This window comes from Kitasatospora sp. NPDC001527, from assembly GCF_040298605.1.
Lineage (GTDB): Bacteria > Actinomycetota > Actinomycetes > Streptomycetales > Streptomycetaceae > Kitasatospora.
In genome coordinates this window covers 1-23226 of record NZ_JBEPAM010000015.1, presented here as the reverse complement: position 1 = coordinate 23226, position 23226 = coordinate 1, and the positions used below count along the sequence as shown (strand labels likewise).

The window sequence follows — 23226 nt, the reverse complement described above, 5'->3', positions numbered from 1 at the left end:
GGGGCGTCGGGCCGGGCGAGTCCGGAAGGGTGAGGCCGGCAAGGCCGGGCCGGAGCAGGCCGGGCCGGGGAGGGTGGGACCGGCAGTGGTGGTCCGTCAGCTCACCGGCGCCCCCAGGCGTACCGGCAGCTCCGCCAGGTGCCAGGCCACCGGGTTGGGACCGCGCCGCACCTCGGCCGGGGCGACGGCGAGCGCGAGCCGGGGGTAGTGGCGCAGCAGGGCGGCGAAGGCGGCCACGGCCTCCTCCTGGGCGAGCACCGCGCCGGGGCAGCGGTGGGCACCGTGGCCGAATCCGAGGTGGGCGTCGTGGTGCGGGGCGGTGGCGCGGCCCAGGTCGAGCCGCTCGGGATCGGGGAAGGCCCGGGGATCGTGGTTGGCCCCGGCGAGGATCGGCATCACGGCCTCGCCCTTGCGGACGAGCGTCCCGGCGAGCCGCACGTCCTCGGTGGCGTAGCGGGGCAGCGCGCCGAGCGTCGGCCCGCACCAGCGCATCAGCTCGTCGACGGCGGCCGGGAGCAGGGCCGGATCAGCGCGGAGCCGGGCGAGCTGCCCGGGGTGGGCGAGCAGGGCGGCCGTTCCGTTGCCGATCAGGGTGGCCGTGGTCTCGTGGCCGGCCACGATCAGGTTGAGCAGGAGCGAGACCGTCTCGACCCGGTCGAGGGTGGTGCCCTCGGCGGCGGCGAGGTGGGAGACCAGGCCGTCGTCCGGCTCGGCGCGGCGGCGGTCGATCAGCGCGTGGGCGGCGGTGACCATCGCGCGCAGCGCGTCGTCCAGTCCGGGGCCGGCGCCGCGGCCGAGGTAGGAGCTCCACGCGCGCCACCGCGGCCGGTCCGGCTCGGGGATGCCGAGCAGTTCGCAGATGACGGTCACCGGCAGCGGATAGGCGAAGTGGGCGACGAGGTCGACCACGCCGTCGGCGTCGGCGTGCTCGCGCAGGGCGCGGGCGTGCTCGGCGGCGAGCCGTTCGATCCGGGGCCTCAGCCGGCCGACGGCGCCGGCCGTCAGGGCGGGCTGGACCAGGCCGCGCAGCCTCCGGTGCTCGGCGCCGTCCGCGTCGAACACGCCGGCACGCAGGTACTGCTCGCACTCGGGCGGCAGACCGCGCGCCCGCCAGACCTGCGCGGTGCGGTGGGCGGGGCAGGCGCCGGGCACACCGGCCGCGTCGTTGACGAAGCGGGGGTCGGCGAGGACGGTGCGGACGTCCTCGTAGCGGGTGGCGATCCAGAACGGATCGACCCCCGGGATGGTGCCCCGGGCGAGCGGCGCCCGTTCACGGATCCGCGAGAAGGCCTCGAACGGGCTCCGCACCAGCTCGGCGTCGCGCAGGTCGACCGTCTCGACGGGCTCGACCGGCGGGAAGGAGTGGGTGGACTCGGTGGCGGTCATGGGCGCCTCCCTCGGCGCTCGGGTTCCGTTGCTCTCACGGACTAAGACGGAGCGCCGAGCACCCCGGGACGACCCGGTTCCACCGGTTCACCCGATCGGGTGGGAACCGCCCGGCCGCCGCCCGTCCGGCGCCCGCATGCCATGCTCGGAGCCATGAGCACCGCCGCCACCGCCGCCCCCGTGATCCCCGCACCGGCCGCCGCCCCGCGCCCGCCGTCCCCGGCCGGCCGCAACCCGGTGGGCGCCCATGTGCCGGTGGCGGCCCGGGGCCCGGCCGGGACCGGTCTGGCGTACGCCCGCCGGGTGGGCGCCGAGACGGTGCAGGTGTTCGTGGCGAACCCGCGCGGCTGGGCGACCCCGGCCGGCAACCCGGCGCAGGACGAGGAGTTCCGCGCGGCCTGCGCCGAGGAGGCGATCCCCGCCTACGTCCACGCGCCGTACCTCATCAACTTCGGCTCCGACAACCCGGCCACCCGCGAGCGCTCGGCCGCCTCGCTGCGCCACTCGCTGCTGCGCGGGCACGCGATCGGCGCGCTGGGCGTGGTGCTGCACACCGGTTCGGCGGTCGGCGCGGCGCCGGACGGCGGCTCGCGCCGGGCCGAGGCGATGGCCCAGGTCCGGGCGGACGTCCGCCCGCTGCTGGAGGAGCTGGAGGCGCTCGGCGACGACGCGCCGTGGCTGCTGCTGGAGCCCACCGCCGGCCAGGGCCGCTCGCTCTGCTCGCGGATGGAGGACCTCGCCGAGTACCTGGACGCGCTGGACGGCCACCCGCGCGTCGGGGTCTGCCTGGACACCTGCCACGCCTTCGCGGCCGGCCACGACCTGGCGGCGCCGGGCGGCGTGCGCGGGACGCTGGACGCGCTGGTCGCGGCCGCCGGTCCGGACCGGCTGCGGCTGATCCACGCCAACGACTCCGAGGACGCCGTCGGCGCGCGCAAGGACCGGCACGCCAACATCGGCGACGGCCTGATCGGCGCCGAGCCGTTCCGCGAGCTGTTCGAGCACCCGGCGACCGCCGGGGTCCCGCTGATCGTGGAGACCCCGGACCGCAAGCACGGCGGCGACGGCACCGGCCACGCCCGGGACATCACCGCGCTCAAGGGGCTGCGGGCCCGCGCCGCGCTGCCCGCGTAGCGCCGCCGCCCGGGGCGGACCGCCGGCCCGGGGACACTCCGCCGGAGCCGCTCGGGCTGCCGGTGCGCGGCCCCGGTGTCAGGCTGGAACGAGTCACGCGCCCGAGCGGGTCACGCGCCCCGAGGACGGGGGTCTCCCGATGAGCCCGACCCGGAAGTTGGCCGAGCTGCCGTGCGGCCACCGCAGCAAGTGGGTGGTGCTGGCCCTGTGGCTGGTGCTGCTGGTGGTGGCGGGCCCGCTGGCGGGCAAGCTCACCGACGCCGAGGACAACCAGGCCTCCAGCTGGCTGCCGAGCAACGCCGAGTCCACCCGGGTGCTCGACGAGCAGCGGGCGTTCCAGCCGGTGGACACCGCCCAGGCGGTGGTGGTCTACGTCCGCGACGGCGGGATCACCCTGGCCGACAGGGCCGAGGCGGCCCGGGACGCCGAGGCCTTCGCCTCCGCCCCGCACGTGCTCGGCCGGGTGAGCGGACCGGTGGAGTCCGCCGACGGCGAGGCGCTGCAGACCATCGTGCCGATCGACATCGGCACCGGCGGCTGGCAGGACCTGCGCCCGGCGGTGGACAGCCTGCGCGCCACCGCCGCCGAGAACAGCCTCGGCATGACCACCCACGTCACCGGCCCGGCCGGTATCGGCGCCGACCAGGCCGAGGCCTTCGCCGGGATCGACTCCACCCTGCTGGCGGCCACCGTCAGCGTGGTGATCGTCCTGCTGCTGCTCACCTACCGCAGCCCGGTGCTGTGGATGCTGCCGCTGTTCTCGGCAGCCGGGGCGCTGGTGGTCGCGCAGGCGGTGATCTACCTGCTGGCCGAGCACGCCGGGCTGACCGTCAACGCGCAGAGCGCCGGCATCCTCATCGTGCTGGTGCTCGGCGCGGGCACGGACTACGCGCTGCTGCTCACCGCCCGCTACCGGGAGGAGCTGCGCCGGCACGAGGACCGGCACGAGGCGATGGCCTTCGCCCTGCACCGGGCCGGGCCCGCGATCCTGGCCTCCTCGGCGACCGTCATCGCCTCGATGCTGTGCCTGCTGGTCGCCGAGATGAACTCGACCAGCGGGCTCGGCCCGGTCTGCGCGATCGGGGTGCTGGTGGCGCTGGCCGCGATGCTGACCCTGCTGCCGGCGCTGCTGGTGATCGTCGGGCGCTGGGTGTTCTGGCCGGTGCGGCCGGCGTTCGGGACGCCCGAGCCGACGCGCACCGGCCGCTGGGCGCACGTCGGGGCGTGGATCGGACGCCGTCCGCGCAAGGTGTGGATCGGCACCGCGCTGGCGCTCGCGGCCTGCTGCGTCGGGCTGGTCTCGCTGAACGCGACCGGCCTCAGCACGGCCGGAACCTTCACCGGCAAGCCGGACTCGGTGGTCGGCCAGGAGGTGCTGGCCGACCACTTCCCGGCCGGCACGGGTGCGCCGCTGACGGTCATCTCCGCGGCCGGTGAGTCCGGGGCGGTGCGCGCGGTGACGCAGGAGACGCCCGGGGTGTCGGGCACCACGGCGCCGTTGACCCACGAAGGCCGGGCGATGTTCCAGGCCACGCTCACCGACCCGCCGGACAGCGGGCCGGCCAAGGACACCGTGGACCGGCTGCGGGCCGCCGTGCACGCCGTGCCGGGCGCCGACGCCCAGGTGGGCGGCTCGACGGCGGTGATCCTGGACGCCGGGCGGGCCGCGACCTCCGACAACCGGACGATCATCCCGCTCGTCCTCGGCGTGGTCCTGGTGATCCTCGCCCTGCTGCTGCGCGCCGTCACGGCCCCGCTGGTGCTGATCGCCACCGTCGTGCTGTCCTACGCCGCCGCGCTCGGCATCAGCGCGTTCTTCTTCGAGCACGTCTTCCACTTCGAGGGCCAGGACAACTCCTTCCCGCTGTTCGTCTTCGTCTTCCTGGTGGCCCTGGGCATCGACTACAACATCTTCCTGATGACCCGGGTCCGCGAGGAGGCCGCCCACCACGGCACCCGGCCGGGTGCGGTGGCCGGTCTGGCCGCCACCGGCGGCGTGATCACCTCGGCCGGCCTGATCCTGGCGAGCACCTTCGCCGTGCTCGGCACCCTCCCGATCGTCGGCTTCGCCGAGATCGGCTTCGCGGTGGCCCTCGGCGTACTGCTGGACACCCTGGTGGTGCGCTCCGTGCTGGTCACCGCGCTCACCATGGACCTGGACCACCGAATGTGGTGGCCGAGCGAGTTGTCCAGGCAAGTTCCTCCGCACAGAGAGGAGTTGGCCAGACAGCTTTAAGTTACCGATGAGTTCATATGGTTATCGTTCACCGTCTGGACGAACGTGGCCCGGCATCGTTTCACTGCGGGCATGCCAACTCCCTCCACGCGTCTCGCCGCCGTCTGCACGGCCGCCGCGGCCCTGCTCGCCCCGCTCGCCGCCGCGCCCGGCGCCCACGCCGCCCCCGCCGCGAGCGCGTCCGTGCCCGCGCTCAAGGTGCTGACGTACAACGTCTTCCTGATGAGCAAGAACCTCTACCCCAACTGGGGTCAGGACTACCGGGCCAAGGCCATCCCCGCCACCGACGTCTTCCAGGGCCAGGACGTCGTGGTGCTCCAGGAGGCCTTCGACAACGGCGCCTCCGACGCGCTGGTCGCCCAGGCCTCGGCCGCCTACCCGTACCACACCCCGGTGGTCGGCCGCTCGACCAGCGGCTGGGACGCCACCGCCGGCGGCTACAGCTCCGCCACCCCCGAGGACGGCGGCGTCACCCTGCTCAGCAAGTGGCCGATCCTGCGCAAGGAGCAGTACGTCTTCAAGGACGCCTGCGGCTCGGACCGGTTTTCGAACAAGGGCTTCGTCTACGCCGTGCTGAACGTCAACGGCCTGCGCACCCACGTCATCGGCACCCACCTGCAGTCCACCGACTCGGGCTGCTCCGCGGGCCGGCCGGCCGCGATCCGGGCCGCCCAGCTCAAGGCGATGAAGGCCTTCGTCGACGCCAAGAACATCCCGGCCGCCGAGCCGGTCGTGCTCGCCGGGGACCTCAACGTCGACGCGCACGGCACCGAGTACCCCGCCCTGCTGGCCAACGCGGGCGTGGCGCCGGCCGACACCCGTGACGGCTGGGCCGACTCATTCGACACCGCGGACAACTCGATCGCCGCCTACCGCTACCCGGGCGAGCCGAAGGAGGACCTCGACTACGTCCTCTACCGCGCCGACCACGCCCGCCCCGCGCACTACACCAACACGGTGGTCCGCTTCCACAGCGCCCCGTGGACGGTGAGCAGTTGGGGCACCGGCTACACCTACAACGACCTGTCCGACCACTACCCCGTGACGGCGGGCTAGCCTCCGGAAGGGCGGTTCACCGGGGTCAGCCGGCGCCGGTGAACCGCCGGTAGGCGGCGGCGAGCGCGGGATCCAGCGGGCGGCCGCGCTCGGCGAGACCGGAGGGGCCCAACTCCTCGAAGGCGGTGACGGCTTCGCCCTCCCGATCGCCTTCCGGATCGCCGGCCAGGCCGGGGGCGGCGGGGACGGAGCCCTGCCAGAAGACGTCCAGCAGGTCGGCGAGCGGTCGTTCGTCGTCGGTGGCCACGGTTCACTCCCCGATCGCGTCGGCGGACAGGACCAGCAGCTCGCGCAGCCGGTCGGCGGGCAGTTCGGCCAGCCACTGCTCGCCGTCGCCGACCGCCGCCTCGGCCAGGGTGCGCTTGGCGGCGAGCAGTTCGTCGATCCGCTCCTCGACCGTGCCCGCGCAGACCAGCCGACGGACCTGCACGGCGCGGCGCTGACCGATCCGGTGCGCGCGGTCGGTGGCCTGGTCCTCGACCGCCGGGTTCCACCAGCGGTCCAGGTGGACCACCTGGTTGGCGGCGGTCAGGTTGAGCCCGGTGCCGCCCGCCTTCAGCGACAGCAGGAACACCCGCGGGCCGCCGGGCGACTGGAAGCGCTCGACCATCTCCTCCCGCCGCCCGCGCGGCACCCCGCCGTGCAGGTAGAGCACCTCCTCGCCCAACTTCCGCCGCAGGTACGGCCGGAGCATGGTGCCGAACTCCGCGTACTGGGTGAAGACCAGCACCCGGTCACCCTCGGCCAGCGCCTCCGTCAGCAGCTCGACCAGCCGGGCGACCTTGCCCGAGCGCCCGGCCACCGCCGTACCGTCGTGCAGGAGTTGGGCCGGGTGGTTGCAGACCTGCTTGAGCCGGCCGATCGCCGCCAGCACCGCGCCCTTGCGCTCGACGCCGTGCAGCCCGCCGAGGCGCTCCAGCAGATCGGCCACCACCGCCCGGTAGAGCCCGGCCTGCTCGGCGGTCAGCGCGCAGCGGACGGTGAACTCCTGCTTGGCGGGCAGGTCCTGGGCGATCAGCGGGTCGTCCTTGCGGCGGCGCAGCAGGAACGGGCCGGTGACCCGGCGCAGCAGGGCCGCCGCCTGCGCGCTGCCGGTCTGCTCGACCGGGACGGCGAACCGCTCCCGGAACGCCTCCGGGCTGCCGAACAGCCCGGGGTTGGCGAAGTCCAGGACGGCGTGCAGGTCGGCCAGCCGGTTCTCCACCGGGGTGCCGGTGAGCGCGATCCGCGGGCCGGAGCGCAGCGAGCGCAGCGCCCGGGACTGCCGGGCCGAGCGGTTCTTGACGTGCTGGGCCTCGTCGGCGACGATCCGCCGCCAGTGCACGCGGCGCAGTTCGGCGGCGTCCCGCTGGACCAGGCCGTAGGTGGTGATCACCAGGTCGGCGGCCGCGTCGGGCGCGGTGCGGTCGGGGCCGTGGTGGACGTGCACCCGCAGGCCGGGGGCGAACCGGGCGGCCTCGCGCTGCCAGGTGCCGACCATCGACATCGGGCAGACCAGCAGCACCGGGCCGCGCGCACCGCGCTCCTGCTCCAGGGCCAGCAGGGCGAGCGTCTGCACCGTCTTGCCGAGGCCCATGTCGTCGGCCAGGACGGCGCCGAGGCCCAGCCGTCCGAGCGCGTCCAGCCAGGCCAGCCCGCGTCGCTGGTACGGGCGGAGGGTGCCGGTGAAGCCGTCGGGCAGCTGTGGGACGCGGTCGGCGGAACCGGTCCGGCCGGCCAGCAGGTCGCCGATCGGGCCGGTGGCGCGCACGGCGGTGACCGGCAGTCCGTCCACCACGGCGCCGTCCCGCACGGCCAGCCGCAGCAGTTCGACCGGCTCCATGGTGCCGGTGCCGTGCTCGGCCAGGAAGCGTACGGCGGCGGCGAGTTGGGCCTGGTCGACCTCGACCCAGCGACCGCGTAGCCGGACCAGCCCCTGCTGGGCGGCGGCGAGTTCGGCGAGCTCCTGCTCGGTGAGGGTGGCATCGCCCAGGGCCAGGCGCCACTCGAAGGCGAGCACGGCGTCCCGGTCGACCTGCGTGGTGCGGGCCACGGCGGACGGGTCGCCGGCCGAGGTGCCGGCCGTCAGGACCAGGCCGAGCCGGGGGCGGCGCTGCCACCAGGCGGGCAGCAGGACGCCGAACCCGGCGCGGGCCAGCGCGGGCGCGCCGTCGCGCAGGAAGCACAGGGCCTGCGCCCGGTCGAGCCGGGCCTCGGTGGGGAAGGCACCGGTGAGCCGGGTGCGCAGTCCCGGGTCCACCCGGACGGCGCGGGCCAGCTCGGCCCGGTAGGCCTCGGCCGGGTCGGCCGCCGTGGCGGGCAGGGCGCCGGCCAGCGCCCGGTACGCGGGGTCGGCGGCGGCGCCCGGGCGCAGGGCGGCGGCGGGGAGCACCAGCGAGGGGCGGTCGGCGGCGCGGACCAGCAGGTCGAGCCGCCAGGTGTCGGCGAGGACCCCGCCGTCGGGGTCGTCCGGGTCGGGGCCGAGCGGTTCGGTGAGGCGGAAGTCCAGCCGCAGCGGCGCGTCGGCCGGGCGGACGGCCTGCCAGGCGGCCAGCCGCTCGGGCAGCCCGGCGGGCGGGGCCTGGGCGAGCCGGCCGTCGGGGCCGTGCAGGGCGGCGAGGAAGGGGTCCGCGGGCGGGTCGAGGTCCGCGAGGGCGACCCGGGCCTCCTGGTCGGCCAGGGCGTCCAGCAGCCCGGTGAACAGGGCGGCGGCGGTCGGCTCGCCGCCCGGGCCGGCCGGGTGCTCCGCGCGGCAGACCGGCGGGCAGCCCGCGAGCAGCGCGGCCGCCTCCCGGTGGGCCGGGGCGTCCGGGGCGGGCCGCCAGCGGGCGTACCACTGCCCCGCCTCCTCGACCAGCACCGGCAGCAGCCGCCCGCGCCCGACCAGCCGCCAGGCGAGGTCGTGCACGGCGGACAGCCAGCGCACCGAGGCGCCGTACGCCAGCTCGGCCGGGGTGCCGTCGGGCAGCTGGACGGTCGCGCCCGGCCAGTGCGGGTCGTGCAGCGCGCCGAGCAGCTGGGCCGCCTGCGAGCGGTCGAAGAGCAGCGCGGGCACCCGCCACGCGCCCAGCGCCAGACCGCGCCGCACGGCACCCACCGGCAGGTCCGGCGAGGGCACCGGCCGGTCGCCGAGGGTCGGCAGCAACAGCCCCGTCCACCGCTCGGCGGCCTGCTCGGCCAGCCAGCCCAGGCCCGGCCCGACCGCCCCGAGCAGCCGGGCCACCTCGCCGGCCGGGCAGGCGAACGGGTGCGCCGCTCCCCCGCGGCCGGCACCCGCCGGCGCGTCCCCCCGGTACACCGCCACGTCCTCCGCCCAGACGGCGAGCCGGCCGTCGGCCCGCCAGAGCGCGTGCAGGGCGTACATCGGTGGGCGGCACCTCTCCGGACGTTGGCGGAAGCGGGAACAGAACGGGTTTCCCACCCTAGTCCGCGGCACCGACAGTGCCGGTGGGCCGGGGCCGCGCGCCCGGTTGGGTAGGAGACCGGCAGGGGGTTCGGACGGACGACGGAAGGAGCGGACCATGCTCATCGAGCGGCTCCGCCGAGCGATCGACGACCACGACCTGGACGGCTTCGCCGCCTGCTTCGCCCCCGGGTACGACAGCCGGCAGCCCGCCCACCCGGCCCGCGCGTTCACCGGCCGCGAGCAGGTCCGCAGGAACTGGGGCCGGTTCTTCGAGGACGTCCCCGACCTGCGGGCGGAGCTGGCGGCCCACGCCCGCGCGGACGGCGTGGAGTGGGGCGAGTGGCACTGGCACGGCACCCATCGGGACGGCACCGCGTTCGACATGCGGGGGACGACGCTGTTCGGCGTCCAGGACGGGCTGATCCGCTGGGGCCGGCTGTACATGGAGGAGACCGAACAGGACGGCGCCGGCATCGACCGGACGGTGCGACGGCTGACCGGCGAATGACTCGGATGGAGCGGCCCGGCGGGCGGGGCGCCGGAATTGCTCCTACGTTGCGGTGCGAGGGGGATTCCTGAACGAGAGGTGTCGACTGCCATGGCGGGAAAGTTCGAGCTGTACACCGATGAGAGCGGCATGCACCGGTTCCGGCTCAAGGCGAGCAACGGATCGATCGTGGTGACGGGTGACCCGGAGGAGAACCGGGACGACTGCCTCAAGAGCATCGAGTCGATCCGCAAGCTCGCGCCCTACGCGGAGCTGAAGGAAGCGGCCGCCGGACCGGCCTGAGGCCTCCGACGCGGGTCGGCGGAACGATTCGCCGACCCGCGTTCGTTTGCGCGACAGATCCCTTTGGCCGCGTGCACGCCGGGGGCGGACAGAACACCGGCATGCGTGTCGTCATCGTCACCGAATCCTTTCCCCCCGACGTCAACGGCGTCGCCCACAGCGTGCTGCGGACCGCCGAGCACCTCCTCCGCCGGGGGCACCAGCCGCTCGTCGTCACCCCGGCGCCCGCACGCGGCGCGCAGAGTCCCTCGCACACCTTCGGCGCCGGCGGCGTGCCGGACGGGCTGCCGGTGGTGCACGTCCCCTCCGTCCCGCTGCCCGGCTACCCGCAGGTCCGGATCGCGCTGCCCAGCCGGCAGCTGGCCGCCGCGATCCAGCGGCACCGGCCCGACCTCGTCCACCTGGCCAGTCCGTTCGTGCTCGGCGCGCGCGGGGCGCAGGTCGCCGCCCGGCTCGGCGTGCCCGTCGTCGCCGTCTACCAGACCGACCTCGCCGGGTACGCGCACGCCTACCGGGCCGGGCGCGGGCTCGGCGAGGCGGCCGCCTGGCACCGGATCCGCGCCGTCCACGGCCTCGCCGCCCGGACGCTGGCGCCGTCCACCCCCGCCGCCCAGGACCTCACCGCGCACGGGGTCGCCCGGGTGCAGCTGTGGCCGCGCGGCGTGGACTCGGTCCGCTTCCACCCGCGCCACCGCGACGAGGCGCTGCACCGGGCGCTCGCCCCCGGCGGCGAGGTGCTGGTCGGGTACGTGGGGCGGCTCGCGCCGGAGAAGCGGGTCGACCTGCTCGCCGAGACCTCCACGCTGCCCGGTGTGCGGGTGGTCGTGGTCGGCGACGGGCCCTCCGCGCCCGGGCTGAAGGCCGCCATGCCCGGCGCCGTCTTCCTCGGCCGGCGCACCGGCGAGGAACTGGCCCGATGTTTCGCCACCCTGGACGTCTTCGTGCACACCGGGCCGCTGGAGACGTTCTGCCAGACCATCCAGGAGGCGATGGCCAGCGGGGTCGCGGTCGTCGGCCCGGCCGCCGGCGGCCCGCTCGACCTGGTCGCGCACCGCCGCACCGGCCTGCTCGTCCCGCCCCGCGACGGCGCGGCGGTGGCCCGGGCGGTGACCGCCCTCGCCGGGGACGCGGAGCTTCGGTCCTCCTACGGACGCGCCGGGCGGGCCGAGGTCACCGCCCGCACCTGGGAGGCCGTCGGGGACCTGCTGCTGCGGCACTACGCCGAGGTGCTCGCGGAGCGCCACGGGGTGGCCGCCGGGCCCGACGCGCCCGCGGCGTCCGCGCCCTCCGCTGCGCCCACCGCCCCCGGCGCGACCGACGGAGCCGGTGCGCCCGACGGACCCGAGCGGCCGGCCGCCCCGCTGACGGAGGAACTGCCCGCATGACCACCGGCCCCCTGCGGATCGTCCGGGTGGCGAACTTCGTCACCCCCGTGTCCGGCGGACTGCGCACCGCGCTGCGCCACCTCGGCGCCGGCTACCGGGCCGCCGGCCACACCCCGGTGCTCGTCGTACCCGGGAAGCGGCGCACCGCCGAGGAGGGCGAGCAGGGACTCGTCGTCACGCTGCCCGGCCCCGTGGTCCGCGGCAGCGGCGGCTACCGGCTGCTCACCGACCGCCGGGCGGTCGCCGCCGAACTCGAACGGCTCGCCCCCGACCGGCTGGAGGTGTCCGACCGCACCACCCTGCGCTGGACCGGTGCCTGGGCCCGCCGGCACGGGGTGCGCTCGGCGATGGTCTCGCACGAGAGCGCCGCCGGCCTGCTGCGGACCTGGGGCGTGCCCGGCCCGGCCGCCGACGCGGCCGCGAACCGGCTCAACGGCCGGACCGCCCGGTCGTACGACACGGTGATCTGCACGACCGACTGGGCCGCCGCCGAGTTCCGCCGCCTGGGCGTGCGGAACCTCGCACGCGCCCCGCTCGGCGTGGACCTCGCCGTGCTGCGCCCGCCGGCCGCCGCCGACCGGGTGGCGGAGCGGGCCCGGTACGCGGCCCCCGGGCAGGAGCTGCTGGTGCTCTGTTCCCGGCTCTCCACCGAGAAGCGCCCCGCGCTCGCCCTCGACGCCCTGGCCGCGCTCCGGTCCGCCGGGGTCGACGCGGTGCTGGCGGTGGCCGGCACCGGGCCGCTGCGCTCGCGGCTGGCCGCCCGGGCCGCGCGGGAACGGCTGCCCGTGCACCTCCTCGGCCACCTGGCCGGGCGCGGGGCCGTCGCCCGCCTGCTCGGCTGCGCCGACGTGGTGCTGGCGCCGGGACCGGTGGAGACCTTCGGGCTGGCCGCACTGGAGGCGCTCGCCTGCGGCACGCCGGTCGCCGTCCACCGCGGCTCGGCCCTGCCCGAACTGGTCGGCGCGGCCGGCGCGGCCGCCGAACCGACCGGCGCGGGGTTCGCGGAGGCGGCGCGCGAACTTCTCGCCCGCCCCGAACCGGCCAGGCGCGCCGCCGCCCGCGCCCAGGCCGAACGGTACGGGTGGCCGGCGGCCGTGACGGCCTTCCTCGCCGCCCACGGCGCGGCGCCCGTCGCCACCCGCTGAGCCCCCCTTCGACGAACAGGACGAACAGGACGAACAGGACGGCACGGAACAGCACGGAACGGGGTGGGAGGTCCGATGAACACCATCACGGCAGTGGACGGAGGAGGCGGCACCGTACCGGGTGCCGCGCACAGCGCGACCCGCGGGGGCGAGCGACGGACCGGCGGACCGGTCCGGTTCGTGGCCCTCGGCGACTCGCTCACCGAGGGCATCGGCGACCCGATCGCCGACGGCTGGCGCGGCTGGGCGGCCCTGCTCGCCCGGTCCCTGGCCCCGCCGCGGACCGGGGTCGACTTCACCAACCTGGCGCGCAGCGGCGCGCTCACCACCGACCTGACGGCGGAGCAGTTGCCGGCGGCGCTCGCGCTGCGGCCGCAGTTCGCCGCCGTGGTGGCCGGCGGCAACGACACCCTGCGGTCCGGCTTCGACGTCGGCCGCACCACCCTGGCCCTGGACACCGCCCTCGGCCGGCTCACCGGCAGCGGCGCGGTGGTGCTGACCGCCTGCCTGCCCGACCCGGGCAGCCTGCTGCGCCTGCCCCGTCCGCTCGCCCGGCCGCTGGCCCGGCGGATGCGGGCGGTGAACACCGTGGTGCACGCGCTCTCCGCCCGCCACCGGACCGTCCACCTGCACATCGCCGAGCTGCCCTGGACGGCGGAGCGCCGGCTGCTCAGCGTCGACCGCCTCCACCCGAGCGCCGCGGGCCACCACCTGATCGCCCGCGGGTTCCACGACCTGCTCACCACCGCCGGCCGCCCGATCGGCCCGGCCCCCGCCCCGGAACCCGCCGAACCGCCGCCGGGCACCCTGGCCGACGTCTGGTGGATGGCCACCAAGGGCACCCGCTGGGTCGCCGACCGCAGCACCGACCTGCTCCCGGGCCTGGTCGCCCTCGCCGCCGTCGAGGGCTACACCCGCCTCCGCGGCACCACCGGCCACCAGGACCACCGCATGGCCCACGCCACCACCACCGCCCTCGCCGCCCTGCCACCCGAGCCGGCGGAGTAGGAAGTCGGCCCCGTCGACTTCCCGCTCCGCCCGCGAGGCCGGCAGCCGCCGACCCCCGGAGTGGGAAGTCGGCGACATCGACTTCCTGCTCCGCCCCCACACATCGCCGGCCCCACGTGCCCGGACGCCCCCTGCTCCCCTCACCTCCCGGCGGGCGGAGCCGCCGGCCACCAGAGAAGCGGAGAGGCAGAGCCCTCCGGCCCCGCGCGCGCCAATCCGGGCAGACGCGCGAACGCAGGGGCGTGGGAAGAAGCCCCGGACCCCGGCTCCAGACACCTCGCCACGGGGCGAACCGCGCGAGCAGGGCGCACGGCTCCGCGGGCGCTGGGGCGGGTGGGTGCGGGAACACAGGAGTGCGGGAGAGGCCCGGGCTCAGGACGCCTCACAGTGGGCGAACCGGCGCAGGGCCGGGTGTCCGACTCCAGGCCCATCGGCCTGTGCAGCCGCAGGGCTTGGAGGCGGTGTCCCGGCTCCGCGCGCCGGGATCGGCGGACGTGCGCACGCAGAGGTGCGGAAGGACGCCCGGCTACGGGTATATCGCGGCGGGCGAGCAGCAAGAACGGGGTGCCCCGGATCCGCGCGCCGGGGTGGGGGGATGCCCGGCTCCGGAGATGTCGAGGTAGGCGCACCGCCACAGCGGGGTGCGCCCGCTCCGGGCGAGCGAACGTCGGGGTGGGGCAGGCCGGTTCGAGCGGGCCGGGAACCGGAGGGGCGGGGTGGGGTGTCCTCGGGGGTGGCGGAGGGAGTGCGGGTGGCGGAAGGAGTGCGGGTGGCGGGCGAGGCAGGGTCGGGGCGGGAGTTGTTGGCGGCGGCGGGGGTGCTGTTCCCGGACGAGCGCGGGCGGGTGCTGGTGGTGCGGCTGCCGTACGACCTGAAGCACCCGGTGGCGGTGCCGGGCGGGGGCTGGGACCCGGAGGACCGGTCGCCGCGCCGGACGGCGGTGCGGGAGATCGAGGAGGAGTTGGGGTTCACCCCGCGGCTCGGGGCGTTGGCCTGCCTGGACTGGACGCTGGACCACTCCCGCCCGCCGATCGCCGCCCACCTGTACTGGGCCGAGCCGCTCACCCCCGCGCAGGCGGCGGCCTTCACGCCGGACCGCGCCGAGGTCGGCGGCTGGGCGTGGCTGACGCCGGAGCAGGCGGCCCGTGCGCTGCCGCCGCGGCTCTCCCGGCGGGTGACGGCCTGTCTGCGCGCCCCGCGCGCGGCCGCACCCCTGGAGCTGGAGGACGGCCTGCCCGCCGGGCACGCCCTCGACCACCTGACGCCCCACCCGGCGCCCCCCGCGTACACGGGCGCCGCGGGCCTGTCCGGGCTGTCCCCGCACTGGCCCGCGCGAACGGCCCCCGCACCGCCCTCCGACGCCCCGCCGTTGCTGGACCGGGCCGCCTACATCGCGGGCCGCCCCCGGATCCGGGCCAAGGCCCGCGCGGTGTTCACCGACCGGGCGGGCCGCGTCCTGCTGGTGCGGCAGCGGCCGTGGGACCTGCCGGGCGGCGAGGTGCCGTACTGGACGCTGCCGGGCGGCGGCATCGAGGCGGACCGGGAGCTGCCCCGGGCGGCGGCGCGCCGCGAGGTGCGCGAGGAGCTGGGCTGGTCCTGCGAGCCGGGACGGCTGCTGGCGCTGGACTGGCTGCCCGGCCGGGCGGCGGACCCGGCGTCGGCCCGGGAGACCGCGGTGCTGGTCTACCTGTTCGACGGCGGCACGGTGGCGGACGAGCGGTTCGCGTCGATCGTGCTGGCCGAGGAGGAGCTGGTCGAGTGGCGGCTCTGCGACCCGGTGGAGGCGCGGGCGCTGCTGACGCCGGCGTCCTGGGCCCGGACGGCGGCCGCGCTGGCGGCGCGGGACCGGCCGGGAGGCCCGGCCGAGCTGGTCGGCGGGTACCCGGCCGGGTGAGCGCGCCCCGCGAGGCCGGTGGGAGGGGCAGCGGGACAGGCGGCGTCCCGCCGGTCCACACTGGCCGCATGCAGAACACGCAACACACGACGCGCACCGGGGACGGCCTCGGCGACGCCCTGTCCGCCCTGACCGGTCGCCGGGTGACGGCGGTCGGCGGCGGCGACCGCCTCGACCTCGCGCTCGACGGGCCGGCGACCGTCCGGGTGACACACGAGTTCCGCTTCACCGGACCGACGGGGGTCAGCCTCTACTACCCCGCGCTGACCCTCCGGCCCACCGGACCACTGCTCGGTCTGGTCGGCCGGACGGTCGGCTCCGCCCGGGTCACCCCGGCCGGCGGGCTGGAACTGGTCTTCGCCGGTGCGGGCGGCGGGACGCTCTCCGTCCCGCCGCACGCGCTGCTCGCACCGTGGCGCGTGGTCACGCCCGACGGCACGGTCTGCGCGGGGCTCCCCGGCGGCGAGGTCGTCCGGTCCGGGAAGCCGGCCGCCGTCAGACCTCCAGGTCCGCCTCGATCCTGCTGAGCTGGTGCCGGGCCATCGCCAGGTTGGCCCGGCCCTTGTCCAGCGCCAGGTAGAGGAACAGGCCCTTTCCGCTGCGGCTGGTGAGCGGGCGGATCAGGTGGTACTGGCTGCTGAGGGTGATGAGGATGTCCTCGATCCCGTCGCTGAGGCCCAGCATGTCCATGGTGCGCATCTTGGCCCGCACCACGTCGGTGTTCCCGGCGGCGGCCACGTTGAGGTCGAGGCCGCCGGGGCCGTCGAGGGTGGCCAGCGCCATGCCGCTGTTGTAGTCGACCAGGGCCGCGCCGATGGCGCCCTCGATCACGGTCATGGCCTGCTTGAGCGCGCCTGCGGCGTCGGTCATCTCGGTGTCTCCCGTTCGTCGGTGAGTCGGTGAATCGGTGAGCTCGGTGAATCGGTGAGCTCGGTGAATCGGTGAGTCGAGTTGGGTGGGTGCGGTACGGACGTACGTGCGGTGGCCGGGCCCGTCAGGGTTCCCGGGCCTCCTTGGGCAGCAGCGCGTCGTTCAGGAGCGCGGCGATCCGCTGGGCGGAGCGGCGGGCCTCCAGGTGCAGGCGGCCGACGTTCGCGTCCGGGTGGGCGAGCAGGGTGAGCACGCAGCTGCCGCCGGCCGCGTAGGTGGCGACGTAGCCGTGTTCGCCGCGCACCAGCGACTCGCGGAACTCGCCCTGGCCGGTGCTGTCGGCGAGCCGTTGCGCCAGGCTGAGCGAGGCGGCGGTCATCGCCGCCAGGCCCGAGGGCTCGGTCCCGTGGGTGTCGTGGGCGATCAGCAGACCGTCCACGCTGGCCACCAGACCGCCCGCGAGGTGCGGCAGCCGGTTCCTGATGGCGCGGAGTTCGGCCAACAGCTCGGTTTCCAAGGCGATCAGTTGCCTCCTTCCGACACGCTGCTTGAGCGCCCGCCTCATGGCCGTGAGGGCGGGGTCGCGGGCGGAGCGTGGTTCAAAGTCGGGCCTCCAGAAGGGTTCGGACCCGGATCAGCAGCGCGATGTCCGGATCGGTGTCGTTGGGCGGGACGCCGGCGGGCGGCGGAGCGGCGGCGCGCGGCGGGCCGGTGAGGGCGGCGAGCGCCGCTCCGGGCACCCGCCGGTGCAGTCCGCCCGGCGCCCTGGGTGCCGGGACCCCGCCGGGCGCGGCCGGCGCCGTTCCCGCCGCGCACCCGGTGTCGGGGCCGGCCAGCAGGCCGGCGGCGGCGAGCCGGCGGACGTCCGCCGTGGTCGCGAACGCGGAGCGGCCGAGCAGCCGGGCCAGCTCCGCCGGGGTTCTCCGGCCGTCCGCGTGGTCGAGCAGTTCGCACTGGCGCCGGGTCGGGGGGCGGAGCCGGCGGGCGTGGCGTCCGGGGGCGGCGGTGGTCGTCTGCGGCGTGGCGGACCGGCGCAGCGGCGCGGTGTCGAACTGCGCCGAGGGCCAGATCCGGTCCAGCAGGTGCTGCCGCCGTTCGGCCTCCCGGCGCAGCCGGTGGGCGCCGACGGCGGCCACCGGGCCGAACCAGTGCCGTACGCCGGGCGCGAAGGTCCAGCGGGCCGGGGCGGCGGGGGCGTCCACCGCGTCCGGGCCGTCCGTCGCGCCCGGGCCGTCCTCCTCGTACGGGCCGTCCCCCTCCTGCGGGGTGTCCAGCAGGAAGCAGGCGGCGTCGTAGAGCGCGCCGAGGTGACAGAGTTCGAGCTCGCCGCGGGTCAGCCGGCCCTGTTCGACCAGGGCCTCGCCGACCCGGGCGTGCGGGCCGAACCGGTGGACGGCGTCCTGCCAGGTCTCGCGGGTGAGCCGGCCGCAGGCGGTGAGCAGGGTGGCGAGGTCGGGCGCGCGGTCGGACTCGGCGTGGGCGACCAGGCCGTCGACGAGGTAGACGGTCCCGGCGGGGCCGCGCAGGGCCCCGGTGGCGCGTTCACCGGCGAGCCGTTCGACGGCCGCGCCCGGGGTCCAGCCGGGGGCGAAGGCCTCCGGGAGAGCGCCCTCCGGGAAGGCACCCTCGGAGGAAGTGCCCTCCGGCGAAGTACCCTTCGGAACGGCCGCGTCCGGTGGCCGGAACCCGACGGCGGCGCGCGCCCCGGCGCCGGGGTCGCACGAGCCCGAGCCGGCCGGGGAGTTCGCAAGGAAGTTCGTCATCCGAGCACCAGTTCCTCGGCGAGCGACTGGAGCCGGAAGCGGGCTACGGCGAGATTGCCCTCGGCGCGGTCGAGCCAGAGGTGCAGCACGAGCCGGCTGTCGAAGACGGTATCGATGAAGCAAAGCAGGTGGTAACTGCGCCCGGCGGTCAGGATGATGTCCTGCATCGACGCCGTCCGGTCCTCTGCTGCGGTGAAGGTCGCAGCCTCAACGGCCGCCCGTACCAAGTCGGTTGCCTCTGCGGCCGTGGTGTCGTGGTCGCCGGTCGGACTGGCGCCGGCGCTGCCCAGCGCGAGCCCGCTGCTCCAGTCGATCAGGCTGGCCGAGCGGGCCCCGGCGATCGCCATCGCCCGGGACAGGCACTCGTCGATACCCGGCACTCGGGCTCCTTCGGAGGGTTCGGGGAGGAAACGGCGCGGCGGGCCATGGCCGCCGGGCACCGGCCGACTGCCACGACGCGTGGCGAGTTCGACACGGAAGGCTACTGGTGGATTCCATTCAACGAACGTTCCAATGGCATATTCACACCACAACGGCGGTTTTTCGGCCATCCTTTGACGTCACGTCAGATCAGTTCGATCGGACATCTCCGCTGACCGCACACCCGCACGGAACACGAACGGACGATCCACCTGGCGTGCCACCTTGGCCGGTTGTCGGCCACCTCGACGGGTTTCGGACGGCGGATGCGATAGATGTCGGACGCGACGGGCGGCGAACGCCCCGGACCGGCGAACGCCCCGGGCCGGGGAACGACGAAGCGGCCGCCCCCACAAGGGGAACGGCCGCTTCCGATGGAGCGCCAGGCCCGGGTCGCACGGACTCTCCCTACTGAAAGTAGGGCGTGCTCTGGTAGCACCGCTGACGCCTGGTCGAACCGGTCCCGACCCCCGCTCCGCGGTGATCGTTCCCTCTCGACGGAATGAACACTAGCAGGCCATCACGCCTGGTCAGAAATCGGATCCCCCTCCGCCGCACCCCGCGCGCGACCGGCGGGCAGCAGCGTGCGGTAACCGGCGATCAGCGCCGCGAGTCCGACCTCGAAGGCCTGGTCGGCGCGGTCCCGCCCGGCCGGGACGGCGGCCAGCGCGTCAGCCAGCCGCGGGGTGGCGGCCCGGTCGACGGCGTCGACCATCACGGCGGGCGCGACGAGGTCCAGCGCCGAGCCGAGGATGAAGCTCTCCAGGGCGGTGATCACGCCCATCACGTCCTCGCGCGCGAAGCCCGCCGCCTCCAGGGTGACCACCGCCCGCTCGTACAGCTCGTGCATGAACGGTTCGGCGAGCGGCGCGGTGGCCAGCAGCCGGATGATGCCGGGGTGCTCGGCGAAGGCCTCCCGGTAGGCGCGGGCCCAGCCGCGCAGCGCCTCGTCCCACGGCCTGTCCCACAGCGAGCGCTCGCCGATCACCCGGACGAGTTCGGCGCGCATCAGAGCGACGATCTCGGCGCGCCCGGTGACGTGGTGGTAGAGCGCGGAGGGGCTGACCTTGAGCGCGCCGGCGAGGGCCGGGATGGTGAGGTCGCCGGCCTCGTCGACCAGCCGCAGCGCGGTCTGCACGATGCGCTGCCGGTCCAGCAGGGGTGTGCGCGGCCTGGCCATGGGTTTCCCGTCCTTGCTCGGCGATGGCGACGTCGCCGCGCGACGCGGCCCTACGATCATCGCTCAAGATCATCGTAATGAAAACGTAACCGAATGACTTTCAATAAAACTCTTCCGCGCCCCGCCCGGGCGCACCTACGGTTACCGAATCCCATTCAGTTAACCAGGTCACACCAGACCGCACCGGGAGAGGACGCCCCCGCATGCGCGCCGACACGCTCTTCACCGGAGGCCGGATCCACACCGGCGACCCGGCCCGCCCCGTCACCGACGCCCTCGCCGTCACCGCCGGGCGGATCACCGCCCTCGGCGCGACGGCGCACGCCCTGCGCGACGAGCGGACCGAGACCGTCGACCTGGCCGGCGGCGCCCTGCTGCCGTCCTGGGGCGACGGCCACGTCCACCCGCTGATCGGCGGGCTCGGCCTGCGCGGCGTCCCGGTGCGGGACCGCACCAGCCTGGCGGAGGTCGTCGAGGCCGTCCGGGTCTGGGCCGAGGAGCACCCCGAGGCCGAGTGGATCACCGGCGACGCCTTCGACCCGTGGCTCGCCGAGGGCGGCCTGTTCGACGCCGCGCTGCTCGACGCCGTCGTCCCCGACCGCCCGGTGCTGCTGCGCACCATGGACCACCACACCGGCTGGGCCAACAGCGAGGCGCTGCGCCGGGCCGGGTACACCGCCGACACGCCCGAGCCCGCCCACGGCGAGATCGTCCGGCGCGCCGACGGCAGCCCGCTCGGCACCCTGCGCGAGTTCGGCGCGCTCAACCCCGTGCTCGCCCTCGTCCCGCTGCCCGACCTCGCCGAGCAGGTCGACGCGCTGCACGGCACCGCCCGGGCGCTCGCCTCCGCAGGGGTGACCTGGATCCAGGACGCCTGGGTGGAACCCCACCAGGTCGACACCTGGCTCGCCGCCGTCGCCGACGGCCGGGAGCTCGCCGTCCGGGCCAACCTCGCGCTGCTGCTGGAGCCGGACGGCTGGCGCGAGCGCCTCCCCCGGCTGGCCGCCGACCGCGCGCGGGTGGCCGACGCCGGGCGCGGGCGGCTCACCGCCCGGGCCGTCAAGTTCTTCGCCGACGGGGTGGTGGAGTCCGGCACCGCCGCGCTGCTGGAGCCCTACACCGACTGCCCGCACTCGCACGGGGCGGCCAACTGGACCGCCGCCGAACTGGCCGACGCCGTCACCGCCGTCGACGCGCTCGGCTTCCAGCCGCACATCCACGCCATCGGCGACCACGGCGTGCGGATCGCCCTGGACGCGGTCGAGGCCGCCGGGCGCCGCAACGGACCGCGCGCCCGGCGTCCGGTGATCGCCCACGTCCAGCTGGTCGACCCGGCGGACCTGCCGCGGTTCGCCGAACTCGGCGTGATCGCCAACTTCGAGCCGCTCTGGGCGCAGCCCGACCCGCTGATGACCGAGCTGACGCTGCCCCGGATCGGCCCCGAGCGCGGCGCGCGGCAGTACCAGATCGCCGCGCTGCTGCGCAGCGGCGCGCGGGTGTCGTTCGGCAGCGACTGGCCGGTCACCCGGTACGAGCCGCTGGCCGGGCTGGCCACCGCCGTCACCCGGCAGACGCCCGAGGGTCTGCCGGCGGACGGCTGGCTGCCGGAGGAGCGGATCGGGCTGGCCGAGGCGCTGGCCGCCTACTCGGCGGGGGTGGCGCACCAGGCGTTCGAGGAGGACGACTGGGGGGTGCTGCGGGTCGGCCTGCGGGCGGACCTGGTGCACCTGGCCGCCGACCCGTACGCCGTCCCGGCGGGCGAGCTGGCCCGGCTCGCCGTCCTGGGCACCTGGCTGGGCGGCCGCCGCACCCACTGACCGCCCCGCGCCCGCCGAACGCCCCCGCCGCGCCCCATCCGCGTCCGCGCCCCCCTGCGCCCGGATGCGCCCCCGGCGCGCGCCAAGGCCGTCCGCGCCCCCATCCGGGCGGCTTCCCCTACCCTCGACCGCACGACCCCAGGAGAGCTCCCCCATGCACCTGCCCTCCGACACGACCGCCCCCGCGGCCGCGCCCCCGACAGCGGCACCGGCATCGACACCGGCACCGGCCCCCGGCCTGGAACGCGGCGTCCTCGGCACCGGCGACATCGTCTTCTTCGTCGTGGCCGCCGCCGCCCCGCTCACCGTGATGGCCGGGGTCGCCCCCTTCGCGATCGCCTTCGGCGGCATCGGCGCCCCGGCCGCCTACCTGGCCACCGGCCTCGTCCTGGCCCTGTTCGCGGTCGGCTTCACCACCATGACCGCGCACGTCCGCAACGCCGGCGCGTTCTACGCCTACGTCACCCGGGGCCTCGGCCGGCCCGCCGGGCTCGGCGCCGCGCTGCTCGCGGTGCTGTCGTACAACGCGATCCAGATCGGCATGTTCGGCGCCTTCGGCTACTTCGCCCAGGAGACCGCCGCCGACCTGCTCGGCGTGGACCTGCCCTGGCCGCTCTGGGCGCTGCTCGGGGTCGCGGCGGTCTGGTTCCTCGGCTACCGCTCGATAGACCTCGGCGCCAAGGTGCTCGGCGCGCTGCTGATCGCCGAGACCGGCATCCTGCTGGTGCTCGCCGTCGCGGTGCTGGTCCGGGGCGGCGCGCACGGCCTCTCGCTCTCCTCGTTCGCGCCCGGCAACGTGGCCACCGGTGGCATGGGCGGCGTGCTCGGCCTGTCCTTCGCGGCGTTCGTCGGCTTCGAGGCCACCGCGATCTACCGCGAGGAGGCCCGCGCCCCGCACCGCACGGTGCCCCGCGCCACGTACGCGGCGATCGCCTTCCTCGGGCTGTTCTACACCTTCATCACCTGGACGATCGTGCAGGCCTTCGGCGACTCGGAGGCGGTGGCCACCGCGACCGCCGACCCGGCCGGGATGTTCTTCACCGCGATGACCGAGTACGTGGGCGGCTGGGCGACGGACCTGCAGCGCGTCCTGATCGTCACCAGCCTGCTGGCCGCGCTGCTCGCCTTCCACAACACCATCACCCGCTACGGCCACGCGCTGGCCGCCGAGGGCGCGGCCCCGGCCGCGCTCGGGCGGATCCACCCCCGGCACCGCTCGCCGTGGATCGGCGGCATCGCCCAGAGCCTGCTCGCGGCGGGGGCCGTCGTGGTGGCCGCGCTGATCGGCGCCGACCCGTACAACCAGTTCTTCCTCTGGGTGAACTCCCCCGGCGTGGTCGGCATCCTGCTGCTCCAGGCGCTGGCCGGGCTGGCCGTGTACGCGTTCTTCCGGCGCGAGCGGGCGGCCGCCGCGAGCGCCGGCCGGTTCCGTACGGCGGTCGCCCCGCTGCTCTCGACGGCGCTGCTGTGCGGCGCGACCGGGCTGGTGGTCTGGCGGCTCGACCTGTTCACGGCGGCCGGGCCGGAGGTCAACTGGCCGCTGGTGGCGGTGGTTCCGGTGGTGTTCCTGACCGGGGTCGGCCTCGCCCTGCGGCTGCGCTCGCGCCGTCCGGAGGTGTACGCCCGGCTCGGCGGCACGGACGCCGACGCGGAGCCCGACGCCCGCTGAGATCCCTCGTACGCCGACCGCGGGCCCGGTCGACCGGGGCGGGCGGGGGGGGTGGGGGGGGTGTGGGGGGGGGCCCCCCCCGCCCCGC

The 23226-nt window shown here is 76.2% G+C and carries 20 protein-coding genes; 12 read left to right on the top strand and 8 right to left on the bottom strand.

From position 1 onward, the window contains the following. Positions 1-96 precede the first annotated feature (96 nt). Positions 97-1386, bottom strand: coding sequence for a cytochrome P450 family protein (locus ABT238_RS17100; protein ID WP_350561408.1), 1290 nt, complete (start codon positions 1384-1386; stop codon positions 97-99). Between the two features lie 153 nt (positions 1387-1539). On the opposite strand from ABT238_RS17100, the gene ABT238_RS17095 reads away from it, so the two are divergent. The 3 genes from ABT238_RS17095 to sph all read left to right on the top strand — a co-directional run bounded on the left by ABT238_RS17095 (position 1540) and on the right by sph (position 5812). Then, positions 1540-2520 carry a deoxyribonuclease IV gene (locus ABT238_RS17095; RefSeq protein WP_350762182.1) on the top strand — a complete coding sequence of 327 codons (981 nt, stop codon included), beginning with the start codon at positions 1540-1542 and terminating at the stop codon, positions 2518-2520. Positions 2521-2659: 139 nt separating this feature from the next. Continuing rightward, positions 2660-4756, top strand: a complete 2097-nt coding sequence (locus tag ABT238_RS17090; protein WP_350561404.1) for an MMPL family transporter — start codon at positions 2660-2662, stop codon at positions 4754-4756. A gap of 72 nt (positions 4757-4828) precedes the next feature. Then, on the top strand, positions 4829-5812 hold the full coding sequence (gene sph, locus ABT238_RS17085) for a sphingomyelin phosphodiesterase (RefSeq protein WP_350561402.1): 984 nt from the start codon (positions 4829-4831) through the stop codon (positions 5810-5812). 25 nt (positions 5813-5837) lie between these two features. Here the strand turns inward: sph and ABT238_RS17080 are convergent, their stop codons facing one another. Continuing rightward, positions 5838-6059, bottom strand: coding sequence for a hypothetical protein (locus ABT238_RS17080; protein WP_350561400.1), 222 nt, complete (start codon positions 6057-6059; stop codon positions 5838-5840). A 3-nt stretch (positions 6060-6062) separates the two neighbouring features. After that, positions 6063-9155, bottom strand: coding sequence for an SNF2-related protein (locus ABT238_RS17075; protein WP_350762142.1), 3093 nt, complete (start codon positions 9153-9155; stop codon positions 6063-6065). A gap of 157 nt (positions 9156-9312) precedes the next feature. Between ABT238_RS17075 and ABT238_RS17070 the strand changes: the two genes are divergently transcribed. The 7 genes from ABT238_RS17070 (at position 9313) to ABT238_RS17040 (ending at position 15946) form a co-directional block, all read left to right on the top strand. Further along, positions 9313-9705, top strand: coding sequence for a nuclear transport factor 2 family protein (locus ABT238_RS17070; protein ID WP_350561396.1), 393 nt, complete (start codon positions 9313-9315; stop codon positions 9703-9705). 90 nt (positions 9706-9795) lie between these two features. Continuing rightward, positions 9796-9987: a YegP family protein gene (locus ABT238_RS17065; protein ID WP_350561394.1), complete on the top strand. Its 192-nt coding sequence runs from the start codon at positions 9796-9798 to the stop codon at positions 9985-9987. Positions 9988-10088: 101 nt separating this feature from the next. Then, positions 10089-11372: a glycosyltransferase family 4 protein gene (locus tag ABT238_RS17060; protein ID WP_350561392.1), complete on the top strand. Its 1284-nt coding sequence runs from the start codon at positions 10089-10091 to the stop codon at positions 11370-11372. Beyond that, positions 11369-12517 (top strand): glycosyltransferase, encoded by a 1149-nt coding sequence (locus ABT238_RS17055; RefSeq protein WP_350762107.1) that lies wholly within the window; start codon positions 11369-11371, stop codon positions 12515-12517. The genes ABT238_RS17060 and ABT238_RS17055 overlap by 4 nt, the downstream gene beginning before the upstream one ends. A 75-nt stretch (positions 12518-12592) precedes the next feature. Beyond that, the gene (locus ABT238_RS17050) at positions 12593-13525 is read left to right on the top strand and encodes an SGNH/GDSL hydrolase family protein (RefSeq protein ID WP_350762096.1); all 933 of its coding nucleotides are present in this window, start codon (positions 12593-12595) and stop codon (positions 13523-13525) included. Between the two features lie 769 nt (positions 13526-14294). Continuing rightward, a complete protein-coding gene (locus ABT238_RS17045) occupies positions 14295-15419 on the top strand; it encodes an NUDIX domain-containing protein (RefSeq protein WP_350561386.1) in 1125 nt (374 codons plus the stop codon). 68 nt (positions 15420-15487) lie between these two features. Further along, entirely contained in the window at positions 15488-15946 is a 459-nt protein-coding gene (locus ABT238_RS17040; protein WP_350561384.1) for a DUF6188 family protein, read from the top strand. Here ABT238_RS17040 and ABT238_RS17035 read toward each other — a convergent pair. From ABT238_RS17035 to ABT238_RS17015, 5 genes are all read right to left on the bottom strand, one after another. Further along, positions 15915-16289 carry a hypothetical protein gene (locus tag ABT238_RS17035; RefSeq protein ID WP_350561382.1) on the bottom strand — a complete coding sequence of 125 codons (375 nt, stop codon included), beginning with the start codon at positions 16287-16289 and terminating at the stop codon, positions 15915-15917. The two genes, ABT238_RS17040 and ABT238_RS17035, sit on opposite strands and share 32 nt — an antisense overlap. A gap of 124 nt (positions 16290-16413) precedes the next feature. Continuing rightward, the gene (locus ABT238_RS17030; RefSeq protein WP_350561380.1) at positions 16414-16806 is read right to left on the bottom strand and encodes a roadblock/LC7 domain-containing protein; all 393 of its coding nucleotides are present in this window, start codon (positions 16804-16806) and stop codon (positions 16414-16416) included. Positions 16807-16888: 82 nt separating this feature from the next. Continuing rightward, positions 16889-18052, bottom strand: a complete 1164-nt coding sequence (locus ABT238_RS17025) for a transcriptional regulator (protein ID WP_350561378.1) — start codon at positions 18050-18052, stop codon at positions 16889-16891. Then, positions 18049-18432 (bottom strand): hypothetical protein, encoded by a 384-nt coding sequence (locus ABT238_RS17020; RefSeq protein WP_350561376.1) that lies wholly within the window; start codon positions 18430-18432, stop codon positions 18049-18051. Before ABT238_RS17020 ends, ABT238_RS17025 begins: the two co-directional genes overlap by 4 nt. A gap of 560 nt (positions 18433-18992) precedes the next feature. After that, entirely contained in the window at positions 18993-19652 is a 660-nt protein-coding gene (locus ABT238_RS17015; RefSeq protein ID WP_350762035.1) for a TetR/AcrR family transcriptional regulator, read from the bottom strand. Positions 19653-19855: 203 nt separating this feature from the next. Between ABT238_RS17015 and ABT238_RS17010 the strand changes: the two genes are divergently transcribed. Both ABT238_RS17010 and ABT238_RS17005 read left to right on the top strand, forming a co-directional pair. Continuing rightward, positions 19856-21469 (top strand): amidohydrolase, encoded by a 1614-nt coding sequence (locus ABT238_RS17010; RefSeq protein ID WP_350762019.1) that lies wholly within the window; start codon positions 19856-19858, stop codon positions 21467-21469. Between the two features lie 154 nt (positions 21470-21623). Continuing rightward, entirely contained in the window at positions 21624-23138 is a 1515-nt protein-coding gene (locus tag ABT238_RS17005) for an APC family permease (protein WP_350762005.1), read from the top strand. The last annotated feature ends 88 nt before the right edge of the window (positions 23139-23226 follow it).

Excerpts from the sequence above, each read along its gene's own strand:
- ABT238_RS17075 (WP_350762142.1), bottom strand. The coding sequence starts at position 9,155 with ATGTACGCCCTGCACGCGCTCTGGCGGGCCGACGGCCGGCTCGCCGTC.
- sph (WP_350561402.1), top strand. The coding sequence starts at position 4,829 with ATGCCAACTCCCTCCACGCGTCTCGCCGCCGTCTGCACGGCCGCCGCG.
- ABT238_RS17065 (WP_350561394.1), top strand. The coding sequence starts at position 9,796 with ATGGCGGGAAAGTTCGAGCTGTACACCGATGAGAGCGGCATGCACCGG.
- ABT238_RS17090 (WP_350561404.1), top strand. The coding sequence starts at position 2,660 with ATGAGCCCGACCCGGAAGTTGGCCGAGCTGCCGTGCGGCCACCGCAGC.
- ABT238_RS17055 (WP_350762107.1), top strand. The coding sequence starts at position 11,369 with ATGACCACCGGCCCCCTGCGGATCGTCCGGGTGGCGAACTTCGTCACC.
- ABT238_RS17070 (WP_350561396.1), top strand. The coding sequence starts at position 9,313 with ATGCTCATCGAGCGGCTCCGCCGAGCGATCGACGACCACGACCTGGAC.
- ABT238_RS17010 (WP_350762019.1), top strand. The coding sequence starts at position 19,856 with ATGCGCGCCGACACGCTCTTCACCGGAGGCCGGATCCACACCGGCGAC.
- ABT238_RS17035 (WP_350561382.1), bottom strand. The coding sequence starts at position 16,289 with ATGACCGACGCCGCAGGCGCGCTCAAGCAGGCCATGACCGTGATCGAG.
- ABT238_RS17100 (WP_350561408.1), bottom strand. The coding sequence starts at position 1,386 with ATGACCGCCACCGAGTCCACCCACTCCTTCCCGCCGGTCGAGCCCGTC.
- ABT238_RS17050 (WP_350762096.1), top strand. The coding sequence starts at position 12,593 with ATGAACACCATCACGGCAGTGGACGGAGGAGGCGGCACCGTACCGGGT.
- ABT238_RS17005 (WP_350762005.1), top strand. The coding sequence starts at position 21,624 with ATGCACCTGCCCTCCGACACGACCGCCCCCGCGGCCGCGCCCCCGACA.
- ABT238_RS17025 (WP_350561378.1), bottom strand. The coding sequence starts at position 18,052 with ATGACGAACTTCCTTGCGAACTCCCCGGCCGGCTCGGGCTCGTGCGAC.
- ABT238_RS17095 (WP_350762182.1), top strand. The coding sequence starts at position 1,540 with ATGAGCACCGCCGCCACCGCCGCCCCCGTGATCCCCGCACCGGCCGCC.
- ABT238_RS17040 (WP_350561384.1), top strand. The coding sequence starts at position 15,488 with ATGCAGAACACGCAACACACGACGCGCACCGGGGACGGCCTCGGCGAC.
- ABT238_RS17015 (WP_350762035.1), bottom strand. The coding sequence starts at position 19,652 with ATGGCCAGGCCGCGCACACCCCTGCTGGACCGGCAGCGCATCGTGCAG.
- ABT238_RS17060 (WP_350561392.1), top strand. The coding sequence starts at position 10,089 with ATGCGTGTCGTCATCGTCACCGAATCCTTTCCCCCCGACGTCAACGGC.